At 71.2% G+C, this 22,672-nt stretch carries 15 protein-coding genes and 1 tRNA gene; 7 read left to right on the top strand and 9 right to left on the bottom strand.

Annotated elements, in window-relative coordinates; translation table 11 throughout:
- Window positions 1-2: 2 nt before the first annotated feature.
- From FJM51_RS15300 to FJM51_RS15270, 7 genes are read right to left on the bottom strand one after another with little or no spacing between them, the layout of a single operon-like run.
- On the bottom strand, window positions 3-3,602 hold the full coding sequence (locus tag FJM51_RS15300) for a S8 family serine peptidase (protein WP_140455012.1): 3,600 nt from the start codon (window positions 3,600-3,602) through the stop codon (window positions 3-5).
- Between the two features lie 3 nt (window positions 3,603-3,605).
- The gene (locus tag FJM51_RS15295; RefSeq protein WP_140455011.1) at window positions 3,606-5,420 is read right to left on the bottom strand and encodes a GMC family oxidoreductase; all 1,815 of its coding nucleotides are present in this window, start codon (window positions 5,418-5,420) and stop codon (window positions 3,606-3,608) included.
- 8 nt (window positions 5,421-5,428) lie between these two features.
- Window positions 5,429-8,200 carry a hypothetical protein gene (locus FJM51_RS15290; protein ID WP_140455010.1) on the bottom strand — a complete coding sequence of 924 codons (2,772 nt, stop codon included), beginning with the start codon at window positions 8,198-8,200 and terminating at the stop codon, window positions 5,429-5,431.
- 13 nt (window positions 8,201-8,213) lie between these two features.
- Window positions 8,214-9,683, bottom strand: coding sequence for a c-type cytochrome (locus FJM51_RS15285; protein WP_140455009.1), 1,470 nt, complete (start codon window positions 9,681-9,683; stop codon window positions 8,214-8,216).
- The gene (locus FJM51_RS15280) at window positions 9,680-10,120 is read right to left on the bottom strand and encodes a hypothetical protein (protein ID WP_140455008.1); all 441 of its coding nucleotides are present in this window, start codon (window positions 10,118-10,120) and stop codon (window positions 9,680-9,682) included. Before FJM51_RS15280 ends, FJM51_RS15285 begins: the two co-directional genes overlap by 4 nt.
- Window positions 10,121-10,130: 10 nt before the next feature.
- Window positions 10,131-11,645, bottom strand: coding sequence for a c-type cytochrome (locus FJM51_RS15275; RefSeq protein ID WP_140455007.1), 1,515 nt, complete (start codon window positions 11,643-11,645; stop codon window positions 10,131-10,133).
- 25 nt (window positions 11,646-11,670) lie between these two features.
- Complete coding sequence (locus FJM51_RS15270; protein WP_210240297.1) at window positions 11,671-13,080, bottom strand: NADH:flavin oxidoreductase; 1,410 nt, start codon at window positions 13,078-13,080, stop codon at window positions 11,671-11,673.
- A 341-nt stretch (window positions 13,081-13,421) separates the two neighbouring features.
- Between FJM51_RS15270 and FJM51_RS15265 the strand changes: the two genes are divergently transcribed.
- From FJM51_RS15265 to FJM51_RS15240, 6 genes are all read left to right on the top strand, one after another.
- Window positions 13,422-15,098 (top strand): bifunctional protein tyrosine phosphatase family protein/NAD(P)/FAD-dependent oxidoreductase, encoded by a 1,677-nt coding sequence (locus tag FJM51_RS15265; protein WP_140455006.1) that lies wholly within the window; start codon window positions 13,422-13,424, stop codon window positions 15,096-15,098.
- 48 nt (window positions 15,099-15,146) lie between these two features.
- On the top strand, window positions 15,147-15,923 hold the full coding sequence (locus tag FJM51_RS15260) for a sulfite exporter TauE/SafE family protein (protein ID WP_140455005.1): 777 nt from the start codon (window positions 15,147-15,149) through the stop codon (window positions 15,921-15,923).
- Between the two features lie 154 nt (window positions 15,924-16,077).
- The gene (locus tag FJM51_RS15255) at window positions 16,078-17,025 is read left to right on the top strand and encodes a TAXI family TRAP transporter solute-binding subunit (RefSeq protein WP_233713142.1); all 948 of its coding nucleotides are present in this window, start codon (window positions 16,078-16,080) and stop codon (window positions 17,023-17,025) included.
- Between the two features lie 10 nt (window positions 17,026-17,035).
- Window positions 17,036-19,105, top strand: a complete 2,070-nt coding sequence (locus FJM51_RS15250; RefSeq protein ID WP_140455003.1) for a TRAP transporter permease — start codon at window positions 17,036-17,038, stop codon at window positions 19,103-19,105.
- A complete protein-coding gene (locus FJM51_RS15245; protein WP_140455002.1) occupies window positions 19,102-19,467 on the top strand; it encodes a DUF1850 domain-containing protein in 366 nt (121 codons plus the stop codon). Before FJM51_RS15250 ends, FJM51_RS15245 begins: the two co-directional genes overlap by 4 nt.
- 50 nt (window positions 19,468-19,517) lie before the next feature.
- Entirely contained in the window at window positions 19,518-19,841 is a 324-nt protein-coding gene (locus tag FJM51_RS15240) for a GNAT family N-acetyltransferase (protein WP_140455001.1), read from the top strand.
- 15 nt (window positions 19,842-19,856) lie between these two features.
- On the opposite strand, the gene FJM51_RS15235 is transcribed toward FJM51_RS15240, so the two are convergent.
- Window positions 19,857-20,624 carry a hypothetical protein gene (locus FJM51_RS15235; RefSeq protein WP_140455000.1) on the bottom strand — a complete coding sequence of 256 codons (768 nt, stop codon included), beginning with the start codon at window positions 20,622-20,624 and terminating at the stop codon, window positions 19,857-19,859.
- 121 nt (window positions 20,625-20,745) lie between these two features.
- Window positions 20,746-20,830, bottom strand: a tRNA-Leu gene (locus tag FJM51_RS15230).
- A 347-nt stretch (window positions 20,831-21,177) separates the two neighbouring features.
- On the opposite strand from FJM51_RS15230, the gene tig reads away from it, so the two are divergent.
- Window positions 21,178-22,542: a trigger factor gene (tig, locus tag FJM51_RS15225; RefSeq protein ID WP_140454999.1), complete on the top strand. Its 1,365-nt coding sequence runs from the start codon at window positions 21,178-21,180 to the stop codon at window positions 22,540-22,542.
- The last annotated feature ends 130 nt before the right edge of the window (window positions 22,543-22,672 follow it).

The raw sequence follows: 22,672 nt of genomic DNA, 5'->3' as shown, positions 1-22,672 counted from the left end.
GGTCATTCCCTCCCGAGTTCGGCGTGGACGAGCGCGAAGGGCTCGGCCCGGCTTCGGGCTCCGCCCTCGAAGGCGGTGGCCGCGTCGCCATAGGCGTCGGTGACGCCGCCGCCGAACTGGTATTCGCGCACCCGCCGCGCGCGGCTCTCGTTGAAGATCGGCCGGCTGATCGCGTAGCGGATCGGGCAGTCGGCGTCGTATTCGCGGTCGAGGATCAGCACGCAGCCGCCCCGGAAGGTGAAGCTCGGCCCGTCCGGATCGGCGGGGTCGCGCGGCAGCCGCTTCTTCTGGGTGATGACGGCGACGAGGTCGGTGCGCGTCTCGCCGTCCGCGGTGACGCGCTGGGCGGGCCGGAGCGAATGGACCTCGATCTTCAGCGCGAGATCGAGGCCGAGCGACCTCGCCATCTCCGCGTCGAGCGAGCGGACGAGCCAGTCGTGCAGGTCGACCGCCGCCCGTTCCGCGGCGCGGCGCACGATGCTCCGGTCGCGCGCGTTGTAATCGGGCAGGTTCACTTTCGCGCGCCGCAGGAAGAGGCGCAGGCCCTTCCAGCGCTCCGGCTCGGCCGGCCCCTGCCAGAGCAGCCCGTCGGGCGAGACGATGGGCACGTCGCTCGGATAGATGCCGCGGCGGGCGAAGGCCTCGGCGAAGGCGACGCGGAAGCCGCTCTCGCTGTCGGCGGAAACCTCCGCGTCGGCGGTGACGATCGCGCGCAGGTAGTCGCCGAAGGTCGGATCCACGGGGGGCATGTAGTCGAGCGCGCGGATCGCGCTCGTCAGGATGCGCTGGGCGACGTGGACGGCCTCCCGGGCCAGCCGCTCGATCAGGTCGGGGGGCAGCGCGCCGGGGCCGAGCACGCCGGTGCCGGAGGTCGCGAGGCGCAGCAGGTCCTCGGTCCGGCGGTTGAAGATCGCGAGGAAGGCCTCGAAGATCGCGGCGACGAGGATCGCGCCGCGCCGGTGCGGCTCGGAGACGTCCATGTAGTTCTCCGCCGGCGCCGGCGCCTCGCCGGTATCCTCGAACACCCCCGCCGGGCCATCCCCGATCGCCTGGCGCAGCGCCCGGCCGTTGTGGAGCGCCTGGCCGAACTGGCGCGCGAGATCGGAGAGGATCGAGGCGCGCGTCAGGTCTCCGCGCAGCCGGCGAAGCTCGTAGCGGAGCAGTTCGGGGAAGGTGAAGTGCTGGAAGATCGCCACGATGTCGGCGAAGGCCTCGTGAAATGCGAAGGCGTCGGGGCTGGTCGGCTCCTTGAAGCGGCGGTGCAGCCCGTCGAGCAGCGCGTGGGTGGTCTCGTGCGCGACGATGTCGTGCGAGAGGCAGGAGAAGACGGTGTTCCGGCTCTGCGAGGCGCTGCCGGTCTCGGCGAAATAGCCGAAGAGCAGCGCGACGCGCTCGGGGCTGTAATAGGCGTTCCTCTCGCGCAGCGCGTGCGGATAGATCCGCAGGCGCCGGACGAAGTCGGTGTGCCACGCGCCCTTGTCGTCCCGCCAGTTGTGATCCGCCCAGAGCGCGCGCCGGCCGAGCGCGAGTTCGAAGTTGCGGATGGTGCGCATCGCCACCGCGTAGACCATCTGCTGGTGGAAGTTCGGATTGCCCTCGGAAGGCGCGATCCCGTCCTGCGCCAGCAGCGCGCCCGCGTCGAGATCGACCGGCGGATAGGCGACCCCGCTCGCCGGGTCGATGTCGATCACCTCGAGATATTCGCCGACCGGCCCGGGTTCGAGCTTCTCCTCCCAGGGGATCTCGACGGTCGCGACATTGACGAAGGAGCGGCGCAGGCTGCGGCTGTCGCCCGGGTCGGTCGCGAAGATGCGCAGCCGCCGCTTCGTCGGTTTGCGCTCGACGATCCGGCGCGGGATCTTCGCGCCGCTGCCGGGCACGCCGGGGCCGGAGGAGGTCTCGGGCGCGGTGGAGGGCGGCGCGGGCGGGCGCGGCTTTGGCGGTTGGAGCGCGCCCCGGCCGAGCGCGGCGCCGAGCCCGGCGCGAAGCGCGGCGGAGGGATGGCCCTCGTCGAGGATCGCCTCGAGCAGCCGGCGCCGGCCGAGCGCGTCGCCGACCGCGGCCGGATCGTCGGGATCGGCGAGCGCGCGCGCGGCCGCCGGCGTGGCGAGCGCGAGTTGCGAAAGCTCGAGCCGGAGCATCGCGAGCCGACGCGGATCGGGCTCGGCCGCGCCGAAGGCGCTGGTCGCGAGCCGCAGGAAGGCGTGCGAGGCGCTGTCGGGCGCCGTCCGGGTGAGGCTCGCCGCGCTCGGGCGCATGTCGAGCGCGGCGCGCGCGCGCAGGAGGCCCCGGCCGAGGAGCGGATCGACGGTGCCGTCCGGCGCGTCGCCCGCGCGCCCGGCGGAATGGTAGAGCGCCGAGCGCGCCGCCTCGACCCGCTGCCAGGAGCGCTGGTACTTGTCGCCATGGCGCGCGAGCCAGAGCGCGGCGGCGGCGGCGAGCTGCGGCGTCGCGGCGGAGGTGCCGGCGCCGTCCATGTCGATCACGTCGGGGCTGCCGATCCGCGCCCAGGGCGCGTTCGGCGTATAGGCGGCCATCGCGGTGCGCATCTTGCTCATCGGCCCGGCGCAGCCCTCCATCGGGCCGCCGAGCCCGTGATAGGGGTTGCCCTTCGCCATCACGCCGCAGGCGGCGAGCACGCGGTTGAAGCGCGCGGGATAGACGATGAGCGAGGTCGGCAGGCCGTTGAAACTGTTGCCCGCCGCGCAGACGATGAGCACGCCCGCCTCGTAGGCGGCGTTGACCGCGTCGGCCCAGCTCGCCGAAGGCAGGCCCCCCATGCTCATCGAGACGACGTCGGCGCCGATCCGGCGGGCGTAATCGATGCCCCGCGCGACCGTGCTGGTCCAGAAATGCACCACGGAATTGGCGATCCGGACCGGGACCACCCGCGCCTCCGGCGCGCCGCCGAGCGGGCCGAAGCCGTTCGGGATCGCCGGATCCGACCGCAGCCCCCTCGTGTCCCCGCCCGCGAGCAGCCCGATCGTGCCGGTGCCGTGGCCGCGGTTCGTGAGCACGCCCGAGGCCGGGGCCATGTCGACGGCGCTGTTCGTGCCCTCGACGAAATTGCGCGCCCGCGCCGTGTCGAGATTGCGCGGCAGCGCGCGGTGCGCCGGGTCGTAGCCGGTGTCGAGATGGACGATGGTGATCCCGGCCCCCGCCGCGCCCACCGCCTCGCGCGCGGCGCGCAGCCCCGAATGCGCGTCGTCGAGATGCCAGCCGAAGCCCGGGCCGAGGTCGAAGGGCGCGCCCTTCTGCCCCTCCGGCCCCCCGGCGGCGCCGAAGGCTGCGCGGGCGGGCTCGCCCGGCCAGACCTGTTCGAGATCGGGCTCGGCCGCCAGCACCGCGGCGTCCGCGACCCCGAGCCCGTCGCGCACCGCCGCGTGGGCCGCGTCCCAGGCGGCGGCCGGCGTCATGAAGCCCTCCGGCGCCTCGGCGCGGAACCAGGCGCGGGGGCGTCCGGGCGCCACGCCCGCGAGCGCCGGGTCGCCGCCCGGCACGCCGAAGAGCGGCGTCAGCCGCGCGCCGGTGTCGAGGCGGAGCCCGGCGAAACCCTGTTCCGGCGCGCCGGCGAGCTTGATGAGGATGGCGGGGCGGGGCATGGCTCACTCCTTCCGGGTGATCGCGGCGTCCGCGAGGATCTGGTCGGCGGCCTTCTCGGCCAGCATCGCGACGGCGGCGACGGGGAAATATCCGGGGATGCGCGGAAAGACCGAGGCGTCGACGACGCGGAGCCCCCCGAGCCCGTGGACGCGGAAGCCGCCGTCGACGACGCCGCCGTCGGCGAGCGGCGCCATCGCGCAGGTGCCGCAGGCGTGGTGGCCCCAGGCGTGATCGCGCACATACTGGCGCAGCGCCGCGTCGGATTCGCGCTGGCGCCCCGGCTCCTCCTCCTCGGCGATCCGGCTCTCCATCGCGCCCGCGATCCGGCGCACGAAGCGGATCGCGGTCACCATCGCGTCGAGATCGTCGCGATCGCCCGGCCCGTCGTCGTGGAAGTAGCGGAAGCGGATCTCGGGCGGGTCCGCGGGATCGGCGGAGCGGAGCCGCACCGTGCCGGCGCGATTGGCCGCGTAGGCCTTCAGCACCACCCAGGTCAGGTAGTCCGGTTTCAGCAGCCGCGCGGAATAGCCCGGGTAGTAGCCCCGGAAATCCGCGAGGAAGGAGAAGCAGAAGAGGTCTGGCTCGGGCAGTTCCGCGCGCGAGCGGAACCGCGCCGCGAAGAGCGCGCCGTTGCTCGTGTAATTGCCGATCCGGAACCGGCGCCAGAGCTTGTAGGCGCGGTCGGACGGGCCGTAGGTCACGCCCTCGAGCGTCTGCCACGGCCGTTTCATCCGGTTCACCACGCCGATCTCGTAGCGGTCCTGCAGGTTGCGCCCGACGCCCGGCAGCGGGTGGATCGGCGCGACGCCCGCCTCCGCGAGATGGCCGGGATCGCCGATGCCCGAGAGAAGCAGCAGTTTCGGCGAGCCGAAGGCGCCGGCGCAGAGCACGATGTCGTGGCGCGCGCGGGAGACCCGCTCCACGCCCTGCTCGGCGTAACGGACGGCGACGGCGCGGCCGTTCTCGATCTCGATCCGGCGCACCTCGGCGTGGAGCCGGAGCGTCAGCCGGTCGGGATGCGCCGCCTCGGCCGCGCGCAGCCGCTCGCGCGGGCCGTGCCGGGCATGGCGCCGGGTGCCGAGCGGCATCAGCTTGATGCCGGAGGCCGAGGCGTTCCAGAGCGGGCGCTCGTTCGGATCGGGCTGCGCCTCCTGCCAGTCGCTGGCCCGGCCGGGATGGTTGTCCGCCGCCGCGAAGAGCGAGGACAGCACCTCGGCCCGGAGCGCGCGGTCGGCGAGGCCGCGCAGCGGGATTGCGAGCTCGGTGGTGAGCCAGCCGTCCCAGCCGTGGCCGAGCGGGTTCCAGCCGGTGAGCCGCGCGAGCCAGCGCCAGGGAAACCAGCGCGAGCGGCAGCGCTCCACCCGCTCCCAGTAGGCCTGCATCGCGGAGGCGCGCCAGGAGGGATCGCCCATGGTCTCCGCGATATGGTTCCAGTCGGCGTCGTTCGGCCGGATCACGATCAGCGCGTGATGCGCCGCGCAGCCGCCCAGCGCGCGCACGCGCGGGTAGAGCACCCCCTTCCGTTCGGGCCAGTATTTCGGATCGCGCCGCTCGACCGCCTCGTCGTCGTAGTGATGGACCCAGAAGCTCTCCGTCATGCCCGGATGCTCGGAGGCGAAGGCATGGAAGGCGGGCACGGAATAGTCGTCCGCCAGCGAGCGCGCGCCGCGGCGATCCTCCGCCGGGGCGAGCGGGTCGCCGCCCGCCTCGAGGAGCAGCACATGCGCGCCTCCCTCCGCCAGCCGCGCGGCGAGCGGCGCGCCGGCGGCCCCGGCCCCGATGACGATCACGTCGAACATGTCGGGTCCGGGAGCCATGGCCGCGCTCAGAAATGCCGCAGATAGGCGATCAGCGCCTCGCGGTCGTCGGGCGAGAGCGGGGCGCCGAAATCGTGGCCGCGGTTCACCACGTAGTCGGGGCACTTGCTGAGGCCGACCAGCGTGTCGACGAGGCCGGTCTCGCGCACCACTTCCTCGGCATGCTGCTCGACGCCCGGATCGCGCAGCTGCTCCGGCGCGCACTGGCCGCCCAGCGCCTTGACCGCCGCGAGGATCGAGGGCCCGGTCTTCGCGAGCTTCCAGAGATGGGCCATCATGTCGGGCTCGTCATTGTCGGGCAGGAGCTTGGTGCTGACGAGCGCGTTGATCGGGAAGTCCTTCGGGAAGGGGCCGACCGCGATCCCGCCCTCCGCCGTCACCGCCCAGGGCGCGAGCCGGTGGGCGAGGCCGGTGAAGGGCCGCGCCGCGTCCGGGACGAAGCCCGGCGGCACGATCAGGCAGGCGGGGGCCGAGGTGCGGTAGATGTAGCCCGGCACCGGCTCGGTCGTGAGCGGATCCGTCCGCCGCTCGGCCGGATCGAGGATCTGGCGGATCGAGCGGTCGAAGGCGTGGAGCCGGTTCTCGACGCAGGGCATCGCCGGGTCGTAGGGATCGGAGGAGGGGCAGGTGCGCGGCCCCCAGTCGTCGGCCGCGCCCGGGTCGTAGGCGGCGGGCTTCGCGCTCTCCGGCTTCTCCGCGCCATAGCCGGCGGCGGGCCGGTCGTAGTGGTAGTAGTCCGGATCGTAGCCGACCGAGTTGTTCTGCAGATAGGGCGCGGTCGACCAGAGGCTGACGAGCGAGGCGGGCCGGACATAGCCGCGCCCGTTGCCGAGCGGGGCGAATTCCGTCGCCCCGCCCGAGACCGGATGGTAGACCGTCACCGGCTTCGGCGCGGGCAGCGACTTGTAGGTGGCGGAGGTGAAATTGTCCCAGATGTCCCCGGCGAGCCCGTTGGTCGCGATCGCCGAGCAGGCGTTGACGCCGATGAGGTCGAGCGGCACGCGGCGGTCGGTCGAGAGGAAATTGCCGTCGAGGAAGTCGGGGCGCGCCACCATCTCGCGCATCGCCGCCTTGTAGCCGTCGGAGTTGACCCAGGCCCAGTAGCGGTCCCAGCAGGCGCGATAGCCGGGGCCGGAGCCGCCGCCGGCGCAGGGGCCGGTGTCGACGCCGAAGGACGGGTCGGGCACCGGCTGCTTGCTCGAATGACAGCCCGCGCAGGTCTCCGCGAAGACGATCTCGCCGCGTTTCACCTGATCCTTGTCCTCGGCCGCGAGGATCTCCGCCCCGCCGGGCGCGTCCCTCAGCCGGTCGGCGCGGGCGGTGACGAGGAAGAAGATCGCCATGTCGGGCGTTCCGGCCTCCGTCGCGCGCCAGTAGACCGAGTTCTTCCGCGCGGTGGCGATCGGGATCGGCGAGATCTTCCGCCCGCCGAGGAAGGCGCGGAAATGCAGCAGCCATTCCTCGGAGAAGAGGCCGATGTTGAGATAGACCCGGTTCAGCGCGCCGAGCGCGCCGACGCTGTCCGCGCCGTCCTTCAGCACCCGCATCGAGGCCGCCTTGCCGGTCGCGGGATCGAAGAGCGCGCCGAGCGCCGCCGTCTCCGGGTAGTCCTGGAACTGCCGGTTGTCGAGTTCGCCCCGCCGCAGCGTCTCGATCCCCTGGCCGGGCGCCATGTCGAGCCGCGCGATCGTCTCGTAGACCGCGTTCATCGTCCGCGGGTTGTTCATGTAGTCGGTCGAGACCAGCGAGGTGTCGAGCGCGCCCGGCGGGTTGGTGTGGAAGAGCTGGTAGAGGATGTTGCCCTCGTTCGGGCTCGCCACCGCGGGATCCTCGCGCGGCCGGGTGTTCCAGAAGAAGATCCGGTCCACCCAGAAATACTGCGCGCCGGTGTTGGAGGCGAGTTCGCCGAACGCGGGGTTCTCCACGTCCTTCGGCGGGTGGATCGGGCTCGGGCCGACGTGGCAGAAGGCGCAGGACATGCCGACGCGGTAGGGGCGCACCAGGTCCTTGTCGTTGTAATAGGCGGGATCCTTGTAGAACCGCTCCGGATCCCAGCGCGCCTTGGCCGCGGCGTCGAAATCGGGATTGGGGAAGAGGCGCAGCCCCATCACCCCGGTCGGCTCGCCGTAGTAGGAGCCGACGGGCAGCGTCTCGCCGCGCGCGCCGACCTTCACGCCGGGATAGGCGTCGGCGTCGGCGAACGGGTCGGGCGGGCAGGCGGGGTCGCGCTGGTCGATCCAGAGGCCGAAATGCGTGTCGTCCGGCCCGTCCGGCGCGCGGAAACAGGGCTCGTTCGAGAGGCCGAGATAGCGGAAGCGGTTGCCCCGGCCATAGGCCTGGCTCGGATGCGAGGAGATGATCTTCAGGAGGTCGAAGGAGCCGATCGCGTTGCGCGCCGCCCAGTCCCAGAAGCGGTCGTTGCCGCCGGTCCAGGCGATCCACATGTTCTGTCCCCGGATCGCGGCGAGCCGCACCGCCTCCGGCTCCAGCCCCGCGATCTTCGCCACCTGCTCGATCTCGGGCGGGTAGGGCGCGCCGGCCGCGGGCATCTCGAGCAGGCCCTTGTCCATCGCGGCGAAATAGGGCTCGCCCGCCGCGCGGAGGCTTTCCGCGTCGCGGCCCGCCTGTTTCGCCTCGTCGGGGAGGGTCCCGAAGGAGCCGGAATCCGGCTCGACGAAGCCCCGGACCGCGAAGAAGCCCACGATGAGCACGAAGAGCGCGAGGCCGGCGAGAACGGCGAGGATCCAGCCGATGATGCGCGTGATCCGTTCTGGCCACATGGCCGCCTCCCTTTCAGAGCGTCTTGAGATAGGCGAGCAGCGCGGCCTTCGACGCGGGATCGAGCTCGGTCCCCCAGAGATGCCCGCCATTGGCATTGCCGGGCTCGGCGGTGTCGTAGCGCCACATCCGCCGCCGCGGGTCCGTGCCCTCGGAACTGACGAACCCGCCGTTCGCCGCGTCGACGAGGTCGGAGCCGCGCCAGAACACCTTCGGCCGCCGGTCCGGCGGCGCGAGCAGCGCGGCGAGCGTCGGGACCGAGCCGTTGTGCAGATAGGGGCCGCGCAGCCAGAGCCCGGTCAGCGGCACGGCGACGTAACCTTCCGTCTTCTCGAAATGCTCGAAGCCCCAGTCGTGGCCCGGCTCGTAGGCGGCGTAGCGCGCCCGCGCCGCCTCGGTCCACATGTCGATCCGGTGCCGGTCGGTGCCAAGCTCCGCGACCGGGATCACGCTCCGCGTGCGCGCCCCGCCCGCGTCGTGGCATTCGGCGCAGTCGCGGAGGTAGATCCCCCGGCCCGTCTCCACCTGGGCCGGATCGACGCGGTAGGGATCGCCCCTCGGCCGGTCGGCGGAGAAGGGCGAGGGCGGCGGCTTCATCCGCGAGATGAAGGCCTCCATCCCCTCGAGCGCCGGCTTCGTCTCCGGGAAGGACTGGTAGCTCATCCCGTCGCCGATCGCGCCCGAGACCACGGTCTCGGTAAGGTCGGTCTGCAACCCGTCCCAGTGCAGCGCGGCGCGGCGGAGCGGCGTCGCCTCGGTGCTCGCCATGTCCCAGAGCGGCATCATGTCGGAATTGCCGATGGTCCCGTCGTCGCCGAGCCGGAGGTTCTGGAACTTGACCGGGTTGAACGGATCGATGCGCCCCGGCCCCCAGTCCGGCCGCGTCGCCATCCAGGCGAATTGGGGCGCCTGTTTCGTCAGCGCCTTGCGCGTCGCCGGGATCAGCACGAAGCGGTAGGTCATCCGCTCCCAGAGCGGCATGTCGTAGATCGCGCGGATCTCGGTCATCAGCCGGTCGGCGGTGAAGCGCGGGTCCGAGCCCGCGCGGGTCACGAAGCGGATGTAGCTCTGCGTGTCGACCCGCGTGCCGGCGCCGGCGCTGACGAGGCGGGGCGCGTCCTCGGGCGCGAGCCGGTAGCTGCCCTGGTGGCAGAAGGCGCAGTTCGGCGCGACGCGGGGAATGACGCCGAGCGTCTTGACCGACATGCCGATCGGCACCGCGTCGCCCGCCGCCCAGTAGAGGCCGAAGGCGCCGTAGCCGTCCCGGTTGCCCGGCATCAGGTCGGGAAAGACCTTCGGCAGCACGCGCCAGATCCAGTAGGGCAGGCCCTGCGCCGCCTCGTTGCCGATCGAGCCGTGGTGGAAGAGCTCCGCCGGATCGTTGGTCGCCTTCTGCGGCACCGGCCGGAGCAGCAGGAACCAGGCTCCGAGGCCGAGCACGACCATCGCGACGAGAAGCCAGAGGAGCGCGCGCCAGAACCTCATCGCACGCTCCTCCCGGTGGCGAGCGCCTGCTCGATCCTCACCACATGGATCATGCAGTAGAGCGAGGCGATGGCGATGCCCGCGTCGATCAGCGCGGGCACGAGGAAGCCGCCGGCGAAGCCGAAGCCGAGCACCGCGACGAAGAGGAAGGTGGCGCCGAAGGTCCGCGACGGCAGGATCGAGAGCCAGGCGAAGATCCGGTAGCGGTCGAGATCGACCGTCATCGGCACGTAGAAGGTCGAGATCAGGATCAGGAGCCCGCCGACGAGGCGCGGCCAGAAGGTCGTGCCCTCGCGCGGGATGCCGAAGAGCGCCAGCGTCCAGTCGGGCGCGACGAGCAGCGGGAAGCAGTAGGCGAGGTTGAGCAGGATCCCGATCACCACCACCACCGTGTGGCGGAGCTTCCAGCGGGCGAGGGAGGCGTGGCCCGTATTCATGGCATCCTGCTCACAGCGTCTTCATGTATTCGACGATGGCGTCCTTGTCGGACGCCGGCAGCGCCGTGCCGTATTCCGCGCCGTCGTGGCCGGCGTCGCTGTTGCCCGGGCGGCGCGTGTCGTAGCGGAAGGCCGCCGCCGCGCCGGGATCGGAGCGGTAGCCGACGCGGTCGAGGTCGAGCACGTCGCCGCCCCGGAACCAGACCTTCGGCCGGTCCGCCGCCGGCTCCAGCAGGTCGCGCAGCGTCGGGACCGAGCCGTTGTGCAGATAGGGCGAGCGCGCCCAGATCCCGTCGAGCGGCTGGCCGACATAGCCGTCGGTCACGTGGAAATGGGTGAATCGCCAGGGATAGCCGGCGTAGAGCGTGTTCTGCGCCCCGGCGAAATCGGGCGTGTAGGAGGCCCAGCGCCCCGGATCGGTGCCGATCTCGGGCAGGGGCACGACCTTTCCCAGCCCCGGATGGCGGGCGCGGTCGTAGTCATAGGCGCCCTCGCGCTTCATCCCGTGGCAGCCGGCGCAGTATCCGGCGTAGAGCGCCTCGCCCCGGCCGGCCTTCTCCGCGTCGACCGGTCCGGGCCAGGCGGGCGCGGGCAGGTCCCACATCCAGTCCTCGATCCGGTGGATCGCGGCGCGGTCGACGGTGACGGGCGTCACCCCCGCGCCGAGCGCGGCGGAGAGGTTGCGCTCGGCGACCGAGGAATTGTTGCCGTCCCAGTGCAGGTTCATCCCCTCGCGCGGGCGCTGCATCCAGATCGAGGGGTAGTCGGAGGAACCGTTGAGCGCGACCTCGCTGATCGTGTCCGGCCCCATCGGGAAGTTGAACTGGATCGCCTTGTAGGGATTGAACGTGTCGACCCGCCCCGGTCCCCAGTCCTCCTGCCGCTCGACGAAGGCGAGCTCCTGGCCGAGGTTGAGGAAGGCCGCCTTCACCCGGGGAAAGACGATGTGGCGGTAGAGCGCGCGCTCGGCGAAATTGAGCTCGCCCCCCACCGCGTCGGAGTTGATCGCATCGACGAGCGCGTCGGCGGTGAAACCCGGATCCCGCCCGGCGTCGATGAAGAAGCGGATGAGCGCGTAGAGCCGGAGGTTGTTCGAGGGCGCGCCGTAGACATAATGCTCCTCGCTCTCGCCCGGCATCCGGTAGGTGCCGACATGGCAGACCGAGCAGTTGAGCCAGACCCGCTCGACCCCCGTCACCACCCGGCGGGAGAAGCCGAGCGGCAGGTCGTCGCCCGGTTCCTGGAGGAGGCCGAAATGGCGCCAGCCGCCGGGGCCGAGCCGGTCGCGATAGATGACCGGCAGCGCCTTGAAGACCAGCACCGGCATGCCGTTCGCGGTTTCCGAGCCGATCGAGCCGCGCAGGAAATGGTCGAGGGGCTTTTCATAGGCGACGACGTACTGGTTCACGAAGACGAGCCGCCAGACGATCAGCGCGGCGATCAGCGCGATGATGATCCAGCGCCAGATCCGCCGGCGGGCCATCGCCTTTTCCACGGGGCTGAGGCGGTCGAGATCGAGCGCCATCGGATTTCTCCTCGCTGCTGGGCCGTCACCGGTAGGCGGGTGGTTCGAAGACGGACATGACCTCGGCGATCATCGCGTCGTAGCGCGCCTCGAACGTGTCGCCGTCGAACCGGCTGAGCTCGTAGCAGCCGAGCGGGTTCTCGAGGTCGTTGATGAGACACTTGTTGCAATAGGTGCATTCCTTTCCCGGCGGCGGCCCCTCGGCCGTGCGCAGCATCCCCGGCAGGTCCGGATTGGCGATGAGCGGCCGCGCGATCGAGACGCCGTCGCAGGCCCCGGAGCGGATCGCCCCGGCGATCTTCGAGGCGTGCTGGAAGCCGCCGGTGCAGATCACCTTGACGGAGGGATCGATCGCATGGACCGCGTCCCTGACCGCGCGGGCGTAGTCGAGGTTGATCCCCTCGATCACCTTGCCCCGCCGCCAGATCCAGTAGCGCCGGAAGAGCGGCCCGGCGATCGGGTTCGAGAAGATCGCGTAGTTGAGATGCGTGCGCACGCCCTGCGACAGCAGCCCGTCGTACCAGCGCGTGAGCTCGCGGATCGGCAGGTCGCCCGGCGGGTTGCGCGGATGCGGGAAGGTCGAGCCGGAAGAGACGTGGAACGCGTCGACGCCCGCGCCGTCATCGAGCAGCAGCCGGCAGATGTCGACCGTCTCGTCGAGCGGATTGCCCTTCTTCTCCCAGGGATAGAGCCAGTCGTTGTGATCGACGCCGTTGATCTTCATCTGGAGATGGAAGTCGCGCCCGACCTCGCGGCGGATCGCGCGGACGATCTCGAGCACGAAACGTGCCCGCGCCTCCCAGCCGCCGCCGTATTCGTCGGTCCGGTCGTTGATCCCGGAGCTCAGGAACTGGGTGATGAGATAGCCGTTCGCGCCGTGGAGCTCGACCCCGTCGAGCCCCGCCTCCCGCGCGCGCCGCGCGCCCTGCGCGAACTGCTCCACCGTCTCGGCGATCTCGGGCTTTGTCATCGCCTTGGCGAGGATGCCGTGGAAGAAGTCCTTCCGGCTCGTCGAACTCGGCGCCTCGCGGAAATAGTTCTCGATCCCGCCCATGTCCTGCTGCCGGCCGGAATGGCTGAGCTGCATGATGAAGCGGCAGTCGTGCTCGTGCACGCTCTCGCCGACGCGGGTCCAGAACGGGATCTTGTCGTCCTTGTCGATCATCGCATAGCGCGTGAGGATTCGCCCGCGCACCGTGACCGGGGTGAAGGAGGAGATGATCGCGCCGACGCCGCCCTTCGCGAAACGCGTCTCCCAGTTGATCCGGGTGTGGCTGCCGTGGCCGTTGTAATCGTCGAACGTGCCGGAGATGTTCGATCGGAACAGCCGGTTCTTCACCGTCAGGTTCCGGAACTCCAGCGGCGCGAAGATCTGGCGCGCGTTGTCCTCCGGCAGGAATCGCTGATCGGCGTCACTCATCTCGACGTGCGACATGACAAAGCTCTTGTTTGTCGGCTCCAGAATAGAAGCCGGGGCACAGCGCGAAAAATGGCTAACCGGAATCGTCTTTCTTAAAGCCTACCAGAAAATCATTCTGATCGCTACGGAATTTCTGTTCCCCTGTTCTTGCTGCGCTGCGACATCCATTGCCGCGCCGCGGCGAAGGCCGGGATCGCGCCCGCGCGGACGGGACGGGGGCGGGGGCGCCGGCGATCACGAAAACGCGCGCGCCGCTTCTGTGACGTAGGTCACCGAGAGCCGGCCCCCGCGCGTGTCATAGAGGCGCCGACCCGAGACGCCCGGAACCCCCGGGCGCGACCGAGGAGGTGATCGTGATGGATGTAAGGAAGATCGACGAGACGCTGAGCGTCTCCCCGCAGATCCTGGCGGAGGATCTGCCCCGGCTGCGCGAACTCGGCTTTCGCGCGGTGATCTGCAACCGGCCCGACGGCGAGGGGCCGGACCAGCCGGGCTTCGAGGAGATCGAGGCCGCCGCCGCCGCCGAGGGGATCGAGGCGCTCTACCTGCCGGTCGCCACGGGCATGGTCCGGGACGAGGACGCCGTCGCCTTCGGCGCGGCGATCCGCCGCCTGCCGGGGCCGATCCTCGCCTATTGCCGCACCGGCACGCGCTCGGCGACGCTCTGGTCGCTCGCCGAGGCCGGCGACAGGGCGCTCTCGGACATCCTCGGCCGGACGCGCGGCGCCGGCTACGACATGAACGGCGTCGCGCGGCGCATCGCCAACGGCGGGCGCACGCCGACCGACACGGCCGACGCGCGGTTCGACGTGGTGATCGTCGGCGCGGGCGCGGCCGGCATCTCGGTCGCGGCGAGCCTCAGGGCGCGCAAGGCCGATCTCGAGATCGCGCTGATCGACCCGGCCGACGTGCATTACTACCAGCCCGGCTGGACCCTCGTCGGCGCCGGCGTCTTCGAGGCGCGCGACACCGCGCGGGTGATGGGCGGGCTGGTCCCGAAGGGCGTGCACTGGATCAAGGCGGCGGTCGCGGCCTTCGAGCCGGAGGCGAACGCGGTGATCCTCGACGGCTGCCGGGTGGTGAGATACGACCGGCTGATCGTCTGCCCCGGGCTGAAGCTCGACTGGGACCGGATCGAGGGGCTGGAGCGCACGCTCGGCCGGAACGGCGTCACCTCGAACTACCGCTACGACCTCGCGCCCTATACCTGGAAGCTCGTCGGCGAGATGAAGCGCGGCCGCGCGATCTTCACCCAGCCGCCGATGCCGATCAAATGCGCCGGCGCGCCGCAGAAGGCGATGTATCTCTCCGGCGACGCCTGGCTGCGCCGGGGCGTGCTCGACGACATCGAGATCTCCTTCATGAACGCGGGCGGCGTGCTCTTCGGCGTGAAGGACTACGTGCCGGCGCTGATGGAATATGTCGAACGCTACCGCGCCGGGCTGAACTTCTTCCACAACCTCGTCGCCATCGACGGCCCGGCCCGTCGGGCCACCTTCGAGGTGAGCGAGCCCGGCCAGCCGGTCCGCCGGGTCGAGACCGAATTCGACATGATCCACGTCTGCCCGCCGCAGGTCGCGCCGGACTTCATCCGGGTCTCGCCGCTCGCGGACGCGGCCGGCTGGGTCGACGTCGATCAGGCGACGCTGCGCCACCGGACCTACGAGAACATCTGGTCGCTCGGCGACGTGATGAACGCGCCCAATGCCAAGACGGCGGCCGCGGCGCGCAAGCAGGCGCCGGTGGTGGCGGAGAACGTCGTGGCCGACATCGCCGGCCGCGCGCCGGTCGCGCAATACGACGGCTACGGCTCCTGCCCGCTGACGGTGGAGCGCGGCAGGATCGTGCTGGCGGAATTCGGCTATGGCGGGGCGCTGAAACCCTCCTTCCCGAAATTCCTGCTCGACGGCACGCGGCCGACGCGCGCGGCCTGGCTCCTGAAGGAGCGGATGCTGCCGCCGATCTACTGGCGGGCGATGCTGCGCGGCCACGAGTGGATGGCCCATCCCGAGCCGATCCGCGCCGCCGAGTGACCGCCCGCGCGCGCCGCGGGCCTCCCGAAACACGAAGGCCAGTCTCCCATGTTCGAACCATTGCAATATCTTCTCGGCGCCTTCTCGGGGGTGCTCGTCGGGCTCACGCTCGGCCTGATCGGCGGCGGCGGCTCGATCCTCGCCGTGCCGCTGATGGTCTATGTCGTCGGCGTTTCCGATCCGCATGTCGCGATCGGGACCAGCGCGCTCGCCGTCGCGGTCAACGCGCTCAGCAGCCTCTCGCATCACGCGCGGGCGGGGAACGTCAAATGGCGCTGCGGCGGGATCTTCGCCGCGGCCGGCGTCGTCGGCGCGCTCCTCGGCTCCACGGTCGGCAAGGCGATCGACGGGCACAAGCTCCTGTTCCTCTTCGCGATCGTGATGATCATCGTCGGCGCGCTGATGCTGCGCAACCGCAAGGCGGTCGGGATCGAGGGCGCGCAATGCGGCCGCGAAAACGCCGGCAAGGTCGTGGCCTACGGGCTCGGGACCGGCGGCTTCTCGGGCTTCTTCGGGATCGGCGGCGGCTTCCTGATCGTGCCGGCCCTCGTCGCCTCGACCAGCATGCCGATGATCTACGCGGTCGGGACCAGCCTCGTCGCGGTGACGGCCTTCGGCCTGACGACGGCGGCCAACTACGCCTTCTCGGGCTATGTCGCCTGGGGGCTCGCGCTCGTCTTCATCGCCTCGGGTTTCCTGGGCGGGCTCGTCGGAGCCAGTCTCGCGCGGCGGCTCTCGGGCAAGGGCGCGCTCACCACGGTCTTCGCGAGCATCGTCTTCGTCGTCGCGGCCTACATGCTCTGGAAGAGCTGGGCGGCGTTCTGACGCCGCCCCGCGGTCCCGCGCGCCCCCCGCGGTAACCATTCCGCGTCGCGGGGCGCCGAACGGGGTTGGAAAACCCGCCCGTCCCCCTAAGCTGAGACCGGAGCGCCCGGGTGAACGGGCGCCCGCGGGAAAAACGCAGGGAGGATGACGGATGATGGGTCTTCGCAAGGGCTTCGCGATCGGCGCGGTGCTGCTCGGGCTGGGCGCGGGGCAGGCCGGGGCGCAGGAATTCATCAACGTGCTGACCGGGGGCACCTCGGGGGTCTACTACCCGCTCGGCGTCGCCTTGTCGGAGATCTACGCCGAGGAGATCCCGGGCGCGCGGACCCAGGTGCAGGCCACCAAGGCCTCGGTCGAGAACCTGAACCTGCTGCAGCGGGGCCGGGGCGAGATCGCCTTCGCGCTCGGCGACAGCGTGAAGGCCGCGGCCGAGGGGAACGAGGAGGCGGGCTTCCCCGGCAAGCTCGACAAGCTCAGGGGCATCGCCGCGATCTATCCCAACTACATCCAGATCGTCGCCTCGCAGGAGAGCGGGGTGAAGTCGCTCGCGGATCTGAAGGGCAAGAGCGTCTCCGTCGGCGCCCCCGCCTCGGGGACCGAACTCAACGCGCGCGCGATCTTCGCCGCCGCCGGCATGAGCTACGAGGATCTCGGCCGGGTCGAATACCTGCCCTTCGCGGAATCGGTCGAGCTGATGAAGAACCGCCAGATCGACGCGACGCTGCAATCGGCCGGGCTCGGCGTCGCCTCGATCCGCGACCTCGCCGCCTCGGTGCCGATCAACGTGGTCTCGGTCTCGCCCGAGATCGTCGCGAAGATCGGCGCGCCCTTCATGGCGGCGACGATCCCGGCGGGCACCTATGACGGGCAGGCGGCCGACGTGGCGACGGCCGCGGTCGGCAACTTCCTCGTCAGCCAGGACGGCGTCTCCGACGATCTCGCCTATCAGATGACGAAGGCGCTGTTCGAAAATCTCGACCGGCTCGCCGCCGCGCACGCCGCCGCCAAGGGGATCGACCCGAAGAAGGCGCTCGAGGGCATGCCGGTGCCGCTCCATCCCGGCGCCGAGCGGTATTACAAGGAAGCGGGGCTGATGCCCTGAGGCGGGTCCGATGACCGCCGCCGCCGAGGTGCCCGGGGAAACCCCGGGCGAGGGGCTGCCGCCCGGCTGGGGGGAGGGCGGCGCCGGGCGCGCCGCCTTCGCCATCGCGCTCGCCTTCTCCGCCTTCCAGATCTGGGTCGCCGCCTTCGGCGCGCTGCCGAGCCAGGTGACGCGGGCGATGCACGTGGGCTTCCTGCTGCTGCTCGGCTTCGCGCTGATCGGCAACCTGAAGGCACGGAGCCGGCGGGGCCGGGCGCTCTTCTGGACCCTCGGGCTGCTCGGCTTCGGCACCGGGCTCTACCACTGGATCTTCTATGCCGACCTGATCCGGCGCGCCGGGTTCCTCACGCCGGCCGACATGGTGGTGGGCGCGGCGCTGATCGCGCTGGTCTTCGAGGCGGCGCGGCGGCTGCTCGGCTGGCCGCTCGCGATCATCGCCGGGATCTTCCTCGTCTACGCGCTCTTCGGCAACCACTTCCCGGCCCCCTTCATCCACCGGGGCTACGGGATCGACCAACTCATCGACACCTTCGCCTTCGGCACCGAGGGGATCTACGGCACGCCGATCTACGTCTCGGCCTCCTACATCTTCATCTTCGTGCTCTTCGCCGCCTTCCTCGAGAAGGCGGGGATGATCGCGCTCTTCAACGATTTCGCGCTCGGCCTCGTCGGCGGCTGGCGCGGCGGGCCGGCGCAGGTCTGCGTGCTCTCCTCGGCGCTCATGGGCACGATCTCGGGCTCGGGCGTCGCGAACGTGGTGGCCTCGGGCCAGTTCACGATTCCCTTGATGAAGCGCTTCGGCTTCCGCGCCGAATTCGCGGGCGGGGTCGAGGCGACCTCCTCGATGGGCGGCCAGATCATGCCGCCGGTCATGGGCGCGGTCGCCTTCATCATGGCCGAGACGCTGGACCTGCCCTACGCCGAGATCGTCAAGGCCGCGCTCATCCCCGCGGCGCTCTATTTCGGCGCCTGCTTCTGGATGGTCTATCTAGAATCGGGAAAGTTCGGCCTCCGCGGCCTGCCGCGGGCGGAGCTTCCGAACCCCTGGGATCCGATCCGGAAGCACTGGCCGCTGGTGCTGCCGCTCGCGATGCTCGTCTACCTGCTCTTCGCGGGCTACACGCCGATCTTCGCCGGCACGATGGGCCTCGCGCTGACCGCGGTGCTGATCCTCGGCATGCCGCTCGCCGCGGCGATCGGGCCGCTCGCCTTCCGCCTCGTCTTCTGGCTCGCGCTCGGCCTGGCGGCGGCGAGCTTCCTGCGCTGGGGCGTCGGCCTGCTCGCGCTCGTCATCGCGGCGCTCGTGATCGGCTGCGCCTTCCTGCGGGGCGGGCGCGCGACGCTGCGGCTCTGCGTCGACGCGCTGGCGGAGGGGGCGAAGAACGCGCTGCCCGTCGGGGCGGCCTGCGCCATCGTCGGAATCGTGATCGGCACGCTGACGCTGACGGGCATCGCCTCGACCTTCATCGGCGCGATCATCGCGATCGGGGAGAAGCATCTCTTCCTGTCGCTCCTGCTCACGATGCTGACCTGCCTCGTGCTCGGCATGGGGATCCCGACGATCCCGAACTACATCATCACCTCCTCGATCGCCGGCCCCGCGCTTCTCGCGCTCGACGTGCCGCTGCTCGTCAGCCACATGTTCATCTTCTATTTCGGCATCATGGCCGACCTGACCCCGCCCGTGGCGCTCGCGGCCTTCGCGGCGGCGCCGATCGCCAAGGCCTCGGGGATGCGGATCGCCGGCCAGGCGACGAAGCTCGCGGTGGCGGGCTATGTCGTGCCCTTCATGGCGGTCTTCGCGCCCGCGCTGATGCTGCAGCAGGGCGGGGCGATCTCGGCGAGCCTCGGCTATCCGGTCGAGGTCGTCTACGTCGTGCTGAAGGCCTGCCTCGGCATCGGCCTCTGGGGCGCGGCGGTGGTGGGCTTCCTCGTCGGGCGGCTCGCGCTCTGGGAACGGCTCGTCGCGGCCGGGGCGGCGGCGAGCCTCATCCTCGCGCTGCCGCTGACCGACGAGCTCGGCTTCGGCCTCGCCGCGGTTCTGCTCGGCTGGCAGTGGTGGCGGCGGAGCCGGGCGTGAGCCTCTGCCTCGCCCTCGCGGGCGGGGTGCTCCGGCTCGCGGTCACCGGCTTCACCCTCTCCTGGACCCATTCCGTCGAGCGGGTCGAGTGGTGGGAGCGCTGGGCGGTCACGCCCGCGGGCCTCCGGATCGAGGAGGCGCGGGTGCGCGGCTCCGGCGCCGGGATGGAGCCGCCGGAGGGCGCGCGCCGCGTCGCGGGCGGCTGGGACTACCGCCCCGACCTGCCGCCGCTGCCCGAACTCGTCCTCGCCGCCTCCGGGGCAACGGGCGGCGGCTGGACGCTCTGCGCGGCGGGGGAATGCCGCGTGATCGGCGCCGAGGCCGGCCCTCCGGTCACGCTCTCCCGCTGCGCCGGCGATTGACACCGGCGCGGGGCGCCGCCAGCCTGCCCGGCGGCCAGAAGGAGACGCCGATGGACGAGATCACGATCACGCTGGAGGAAACCGACGCCCGGCACGGCCGCTATGTCGCGCGCGTCGCCGGGATCGCGGCCGAGGCGGAGATCATCTTCACCCGCCGCGGCCCCGGTCGCGTCAGCGCCGATCATACCGGCGTGCCGGAGGCGATGGGCGGGCGGGGCGTGGGCAAGGCGCTGATCGAGTTCATGCTCGCCGACGCCCGGGCGCGCGGCCTGCGGATCATCCCGCTCTGCCCCTTCATCCGCGGCCAGTACGCCCGGCACCCGGAATGGGCCGATGTCTTCACCACCGCCCCCGGCGAGGAGCCGGAGGCGTGATCGGCGCCCGCGGCGTCAGAACTGGAAGTTGACGCCGCCGAAGATGTTCCACTCCGGCTGGCCGTCGCCCCGGGTCGCGACCGAGTACTGCGGCTCGAGGAAGGCGTTCACCACCGCGCGTGGCGTCTTGATCACCTTGCCGACGCCGAGGCCGATCGGCACCGCGTAGGCGTCGGTGGTGAAGCTGTAGGACCAGATGCCGGTGGACCGCAGGTACCACCCCTGGCCGAGCTGGTAGAAGCCGAAGGGCTGCAGCGCGCCGACGCTCACATAGGGCCGGTCCTCCTCGCCCGCGAAACTCGCCTGCCAGGTGAGCAGGTAGCCCCACTGGAACTTCGGGCTCCGCGCGTCGAAGAGCACGTTGGCGAAGCCCGCCTGCCATTTGCCCGCGCCGAGCGAATCCTCGCTCGCCGTCGGCAGCGTGAATTCGGGGCCGACGCCGAAGCTGATCCCGGGATCGCCGGTGTCGATGAGATAGGCGGCGAAGACGTTGAAATCGCCGAGCCCGGTGTCGTTTCCGCCGTCCGCGACCGGAAAGGTGTTGACCGGCAGCGTCGCGCGCATCAGCCACTGGCCCCCGAACGCGGAGAAGGGCTGGGCGTAGCGGATGGTGAACTGATTCGCGTCGCGGTCGACGCCGGTCAGCTCGCCCGTGTAGAGGGTCTGGAAGTTCAGCGCCTTGGTATTGGCAAGCGGGTTGTTGGCCTGGGCCGCGTCCTGCGCCAGCGCCGGACCGGCGGCCGCGAGAAGGCCGAGAAGACCGGCGGCTGCGAACTGTTTCATCGGGGGATCCTCTGCTTCCGGCTGGGCGAACGTCCGTGTCCGAAAGCCTATCCCCGCCGCGAAGCCCTGGCTAGCCCCGGCCACCCGCCGCGACCCGCCCGCCGGGGCCGGGACGGGGGATTGGTGCGGGCGAAGGGACTCGAACCCCCAAGGCTCTCACCGGCTGGACCTAAACCAGCTGCGTCTACCAATTCCGCCACGCCCGCGCGGGGCTCAGATGGCGGTGGAACCGGGGCGCTGTCAAGGCGGAGGAACGCCCGCGGCGCAGGCGCGGCCGGCGTCCCGGCTTGACGCGGAGGGTCCGCTCGCTTACGGGCGAGGCCTTGCGCAGTCGCGCGCGACCTCGTAGACACCCGGCGCCGGCCGGGCGGCGGAGACGTGGCGAAGGCTGGCCGCCGCGAGGCGCATGGCGAGGAAGTCGGCGCGGGAGGCGCGGAGGTCCCGAGGGGGTTTCCGGCCCCGGCCGCCGGCGACGGACGGATTTCAGTCGCGGCACCGCGCGGCCGAGGGTGAGGGCCCCCGGCCCGTGTCGGACAACAGGCGAGGATGCGAGATGCAGGTTGTGGAGACCCTGAACGAGGGTTTGAAGCGGGAATACTCGATCACGGTTCCGGCCGGTGAGCTCGAGGCCAAGGTCAACGAGAAGCTCGAGGAAGCCCGCAAGGACTTCCAGATGAAGGGCTTCCGCAAGGGCAAGGCCCCCGCCGCCCTGATGAAGAAGATGTTCGGCAAGTCGGTCCTCGGCGAGGCGATGCAGGAGACGATCGACGCCGCGATGCGCGAGCATTTCGAGCAGACCGGCGATCGCCCGGCGGTCCAGCCCGAGGTGAAGGTCACCAACGAGGACTGGGAGGAGGGCCAGGACGTCCAGGTCTCGATGGCCTACCAGAAGCTGCCGGCGGTCCCCGAGGTCGCGCTCGCGGAGATCCGGCTCGAGCGGCTGGTGGCGGAGATCGACGAGGCCTCGGTCGACGAGGCGCTCGGCAATCTCGCGAATTCGGCGACCTCCTTCGAGGCGGCCCCGGAAGGGACGGCGGCGGAATCGGGAGACCAGGTCGTGTTCGACTTCAAGGGCTCGGTCGACGGCGTCGAGTTCGACGGCGGCTCGGCCGAGGATTTCCCGCTGGTGCTCGGCTCGGGCAGCTTCATCCCCGGTTTCGAGGATCAGCTGATCGGCGCGAAGGCCGGTGACACGCCCGAGGTGAAGGTCACCTTCCCCGAGAACTACGGCGCGCCGCATCTCGCGGGCAAGGAAGCCGTCTTCGCCTGCGCGGTGAAGGAAGTGCGCAAGCCCAAGTCCGCCGAGATCGACGACGCGCTCGCGACCCGCTTCGGCGCGGACTCGCTCGACGCGCTGAAGCAGCAGGTGCGCGAGCGCCTCGGCGAGGAATACGGCCAGGCGAGCCGCGCGGTGCTGAAGCGCCGGCTGATGGACGCGCTCGACGCGATGGTGAGCTTCGATCTGCCGCCGGTGCTCGTCGACGCGGAGGCCGCGCAGATCGCGCATCAGCTCTGGCACGAGGAGCATCACGACCACCAGGGCCACGATCACCCGGAGATCGAGCCGACCGACGAGCATCGCGAGCTCGCCGCGCGCCGCGTGCGCCTCGGCCTGCTCCTCGCCGAGATCGGCCAGAAGGCCGAGGTGACGGTGAGCGACCAGGAACTGCAGCGGGCGATCTTCGCCCAGGCGCGGCAGTATCCGGGCCAGGAGCGGCAGTTCTTCGAATTCGTGCAGAAGAACCCCTCCGCGCTCCAGCAGCTGCGCGCGCCGCTCTTCGAGGACAAGGTCGTCGACCACATCGTGGAGCAGGCCGAGGTGACCGACAAGCCGGTCAGCAAGGAAGAGCTCCAGGCCGCGATCGACGCGCTCGGCGACGAGGCCGCGACCGAGGTCGAGGTCGCCCCGGCCGACTGACCGCCGGGGCGAGACGGTCGCGCGCGCCCGGTTGCGAGCCGGGCGCGCGCCGCCTTTCCGGGCCGATCCGGAATCGGCCCGCCCGCCCCTTGCGGATGCGGGAGGCGATGACTAATCTTGGCCTGTGGGC

The organism is Amaricoccus solimangrovi, from assembly GCF_006385685.1.
GTDB lineage: Bacteria > Pseudomonadota > Alphaproteobacteria > Rhodobacterales > Rhodobacteraceae > Amaricoccus > Amaricoccus solimangrovi.
Note: the sequence above shows the minus strand (reverse complement) of the source record. Positions and strands in the feature narration are given on the sequence as shown.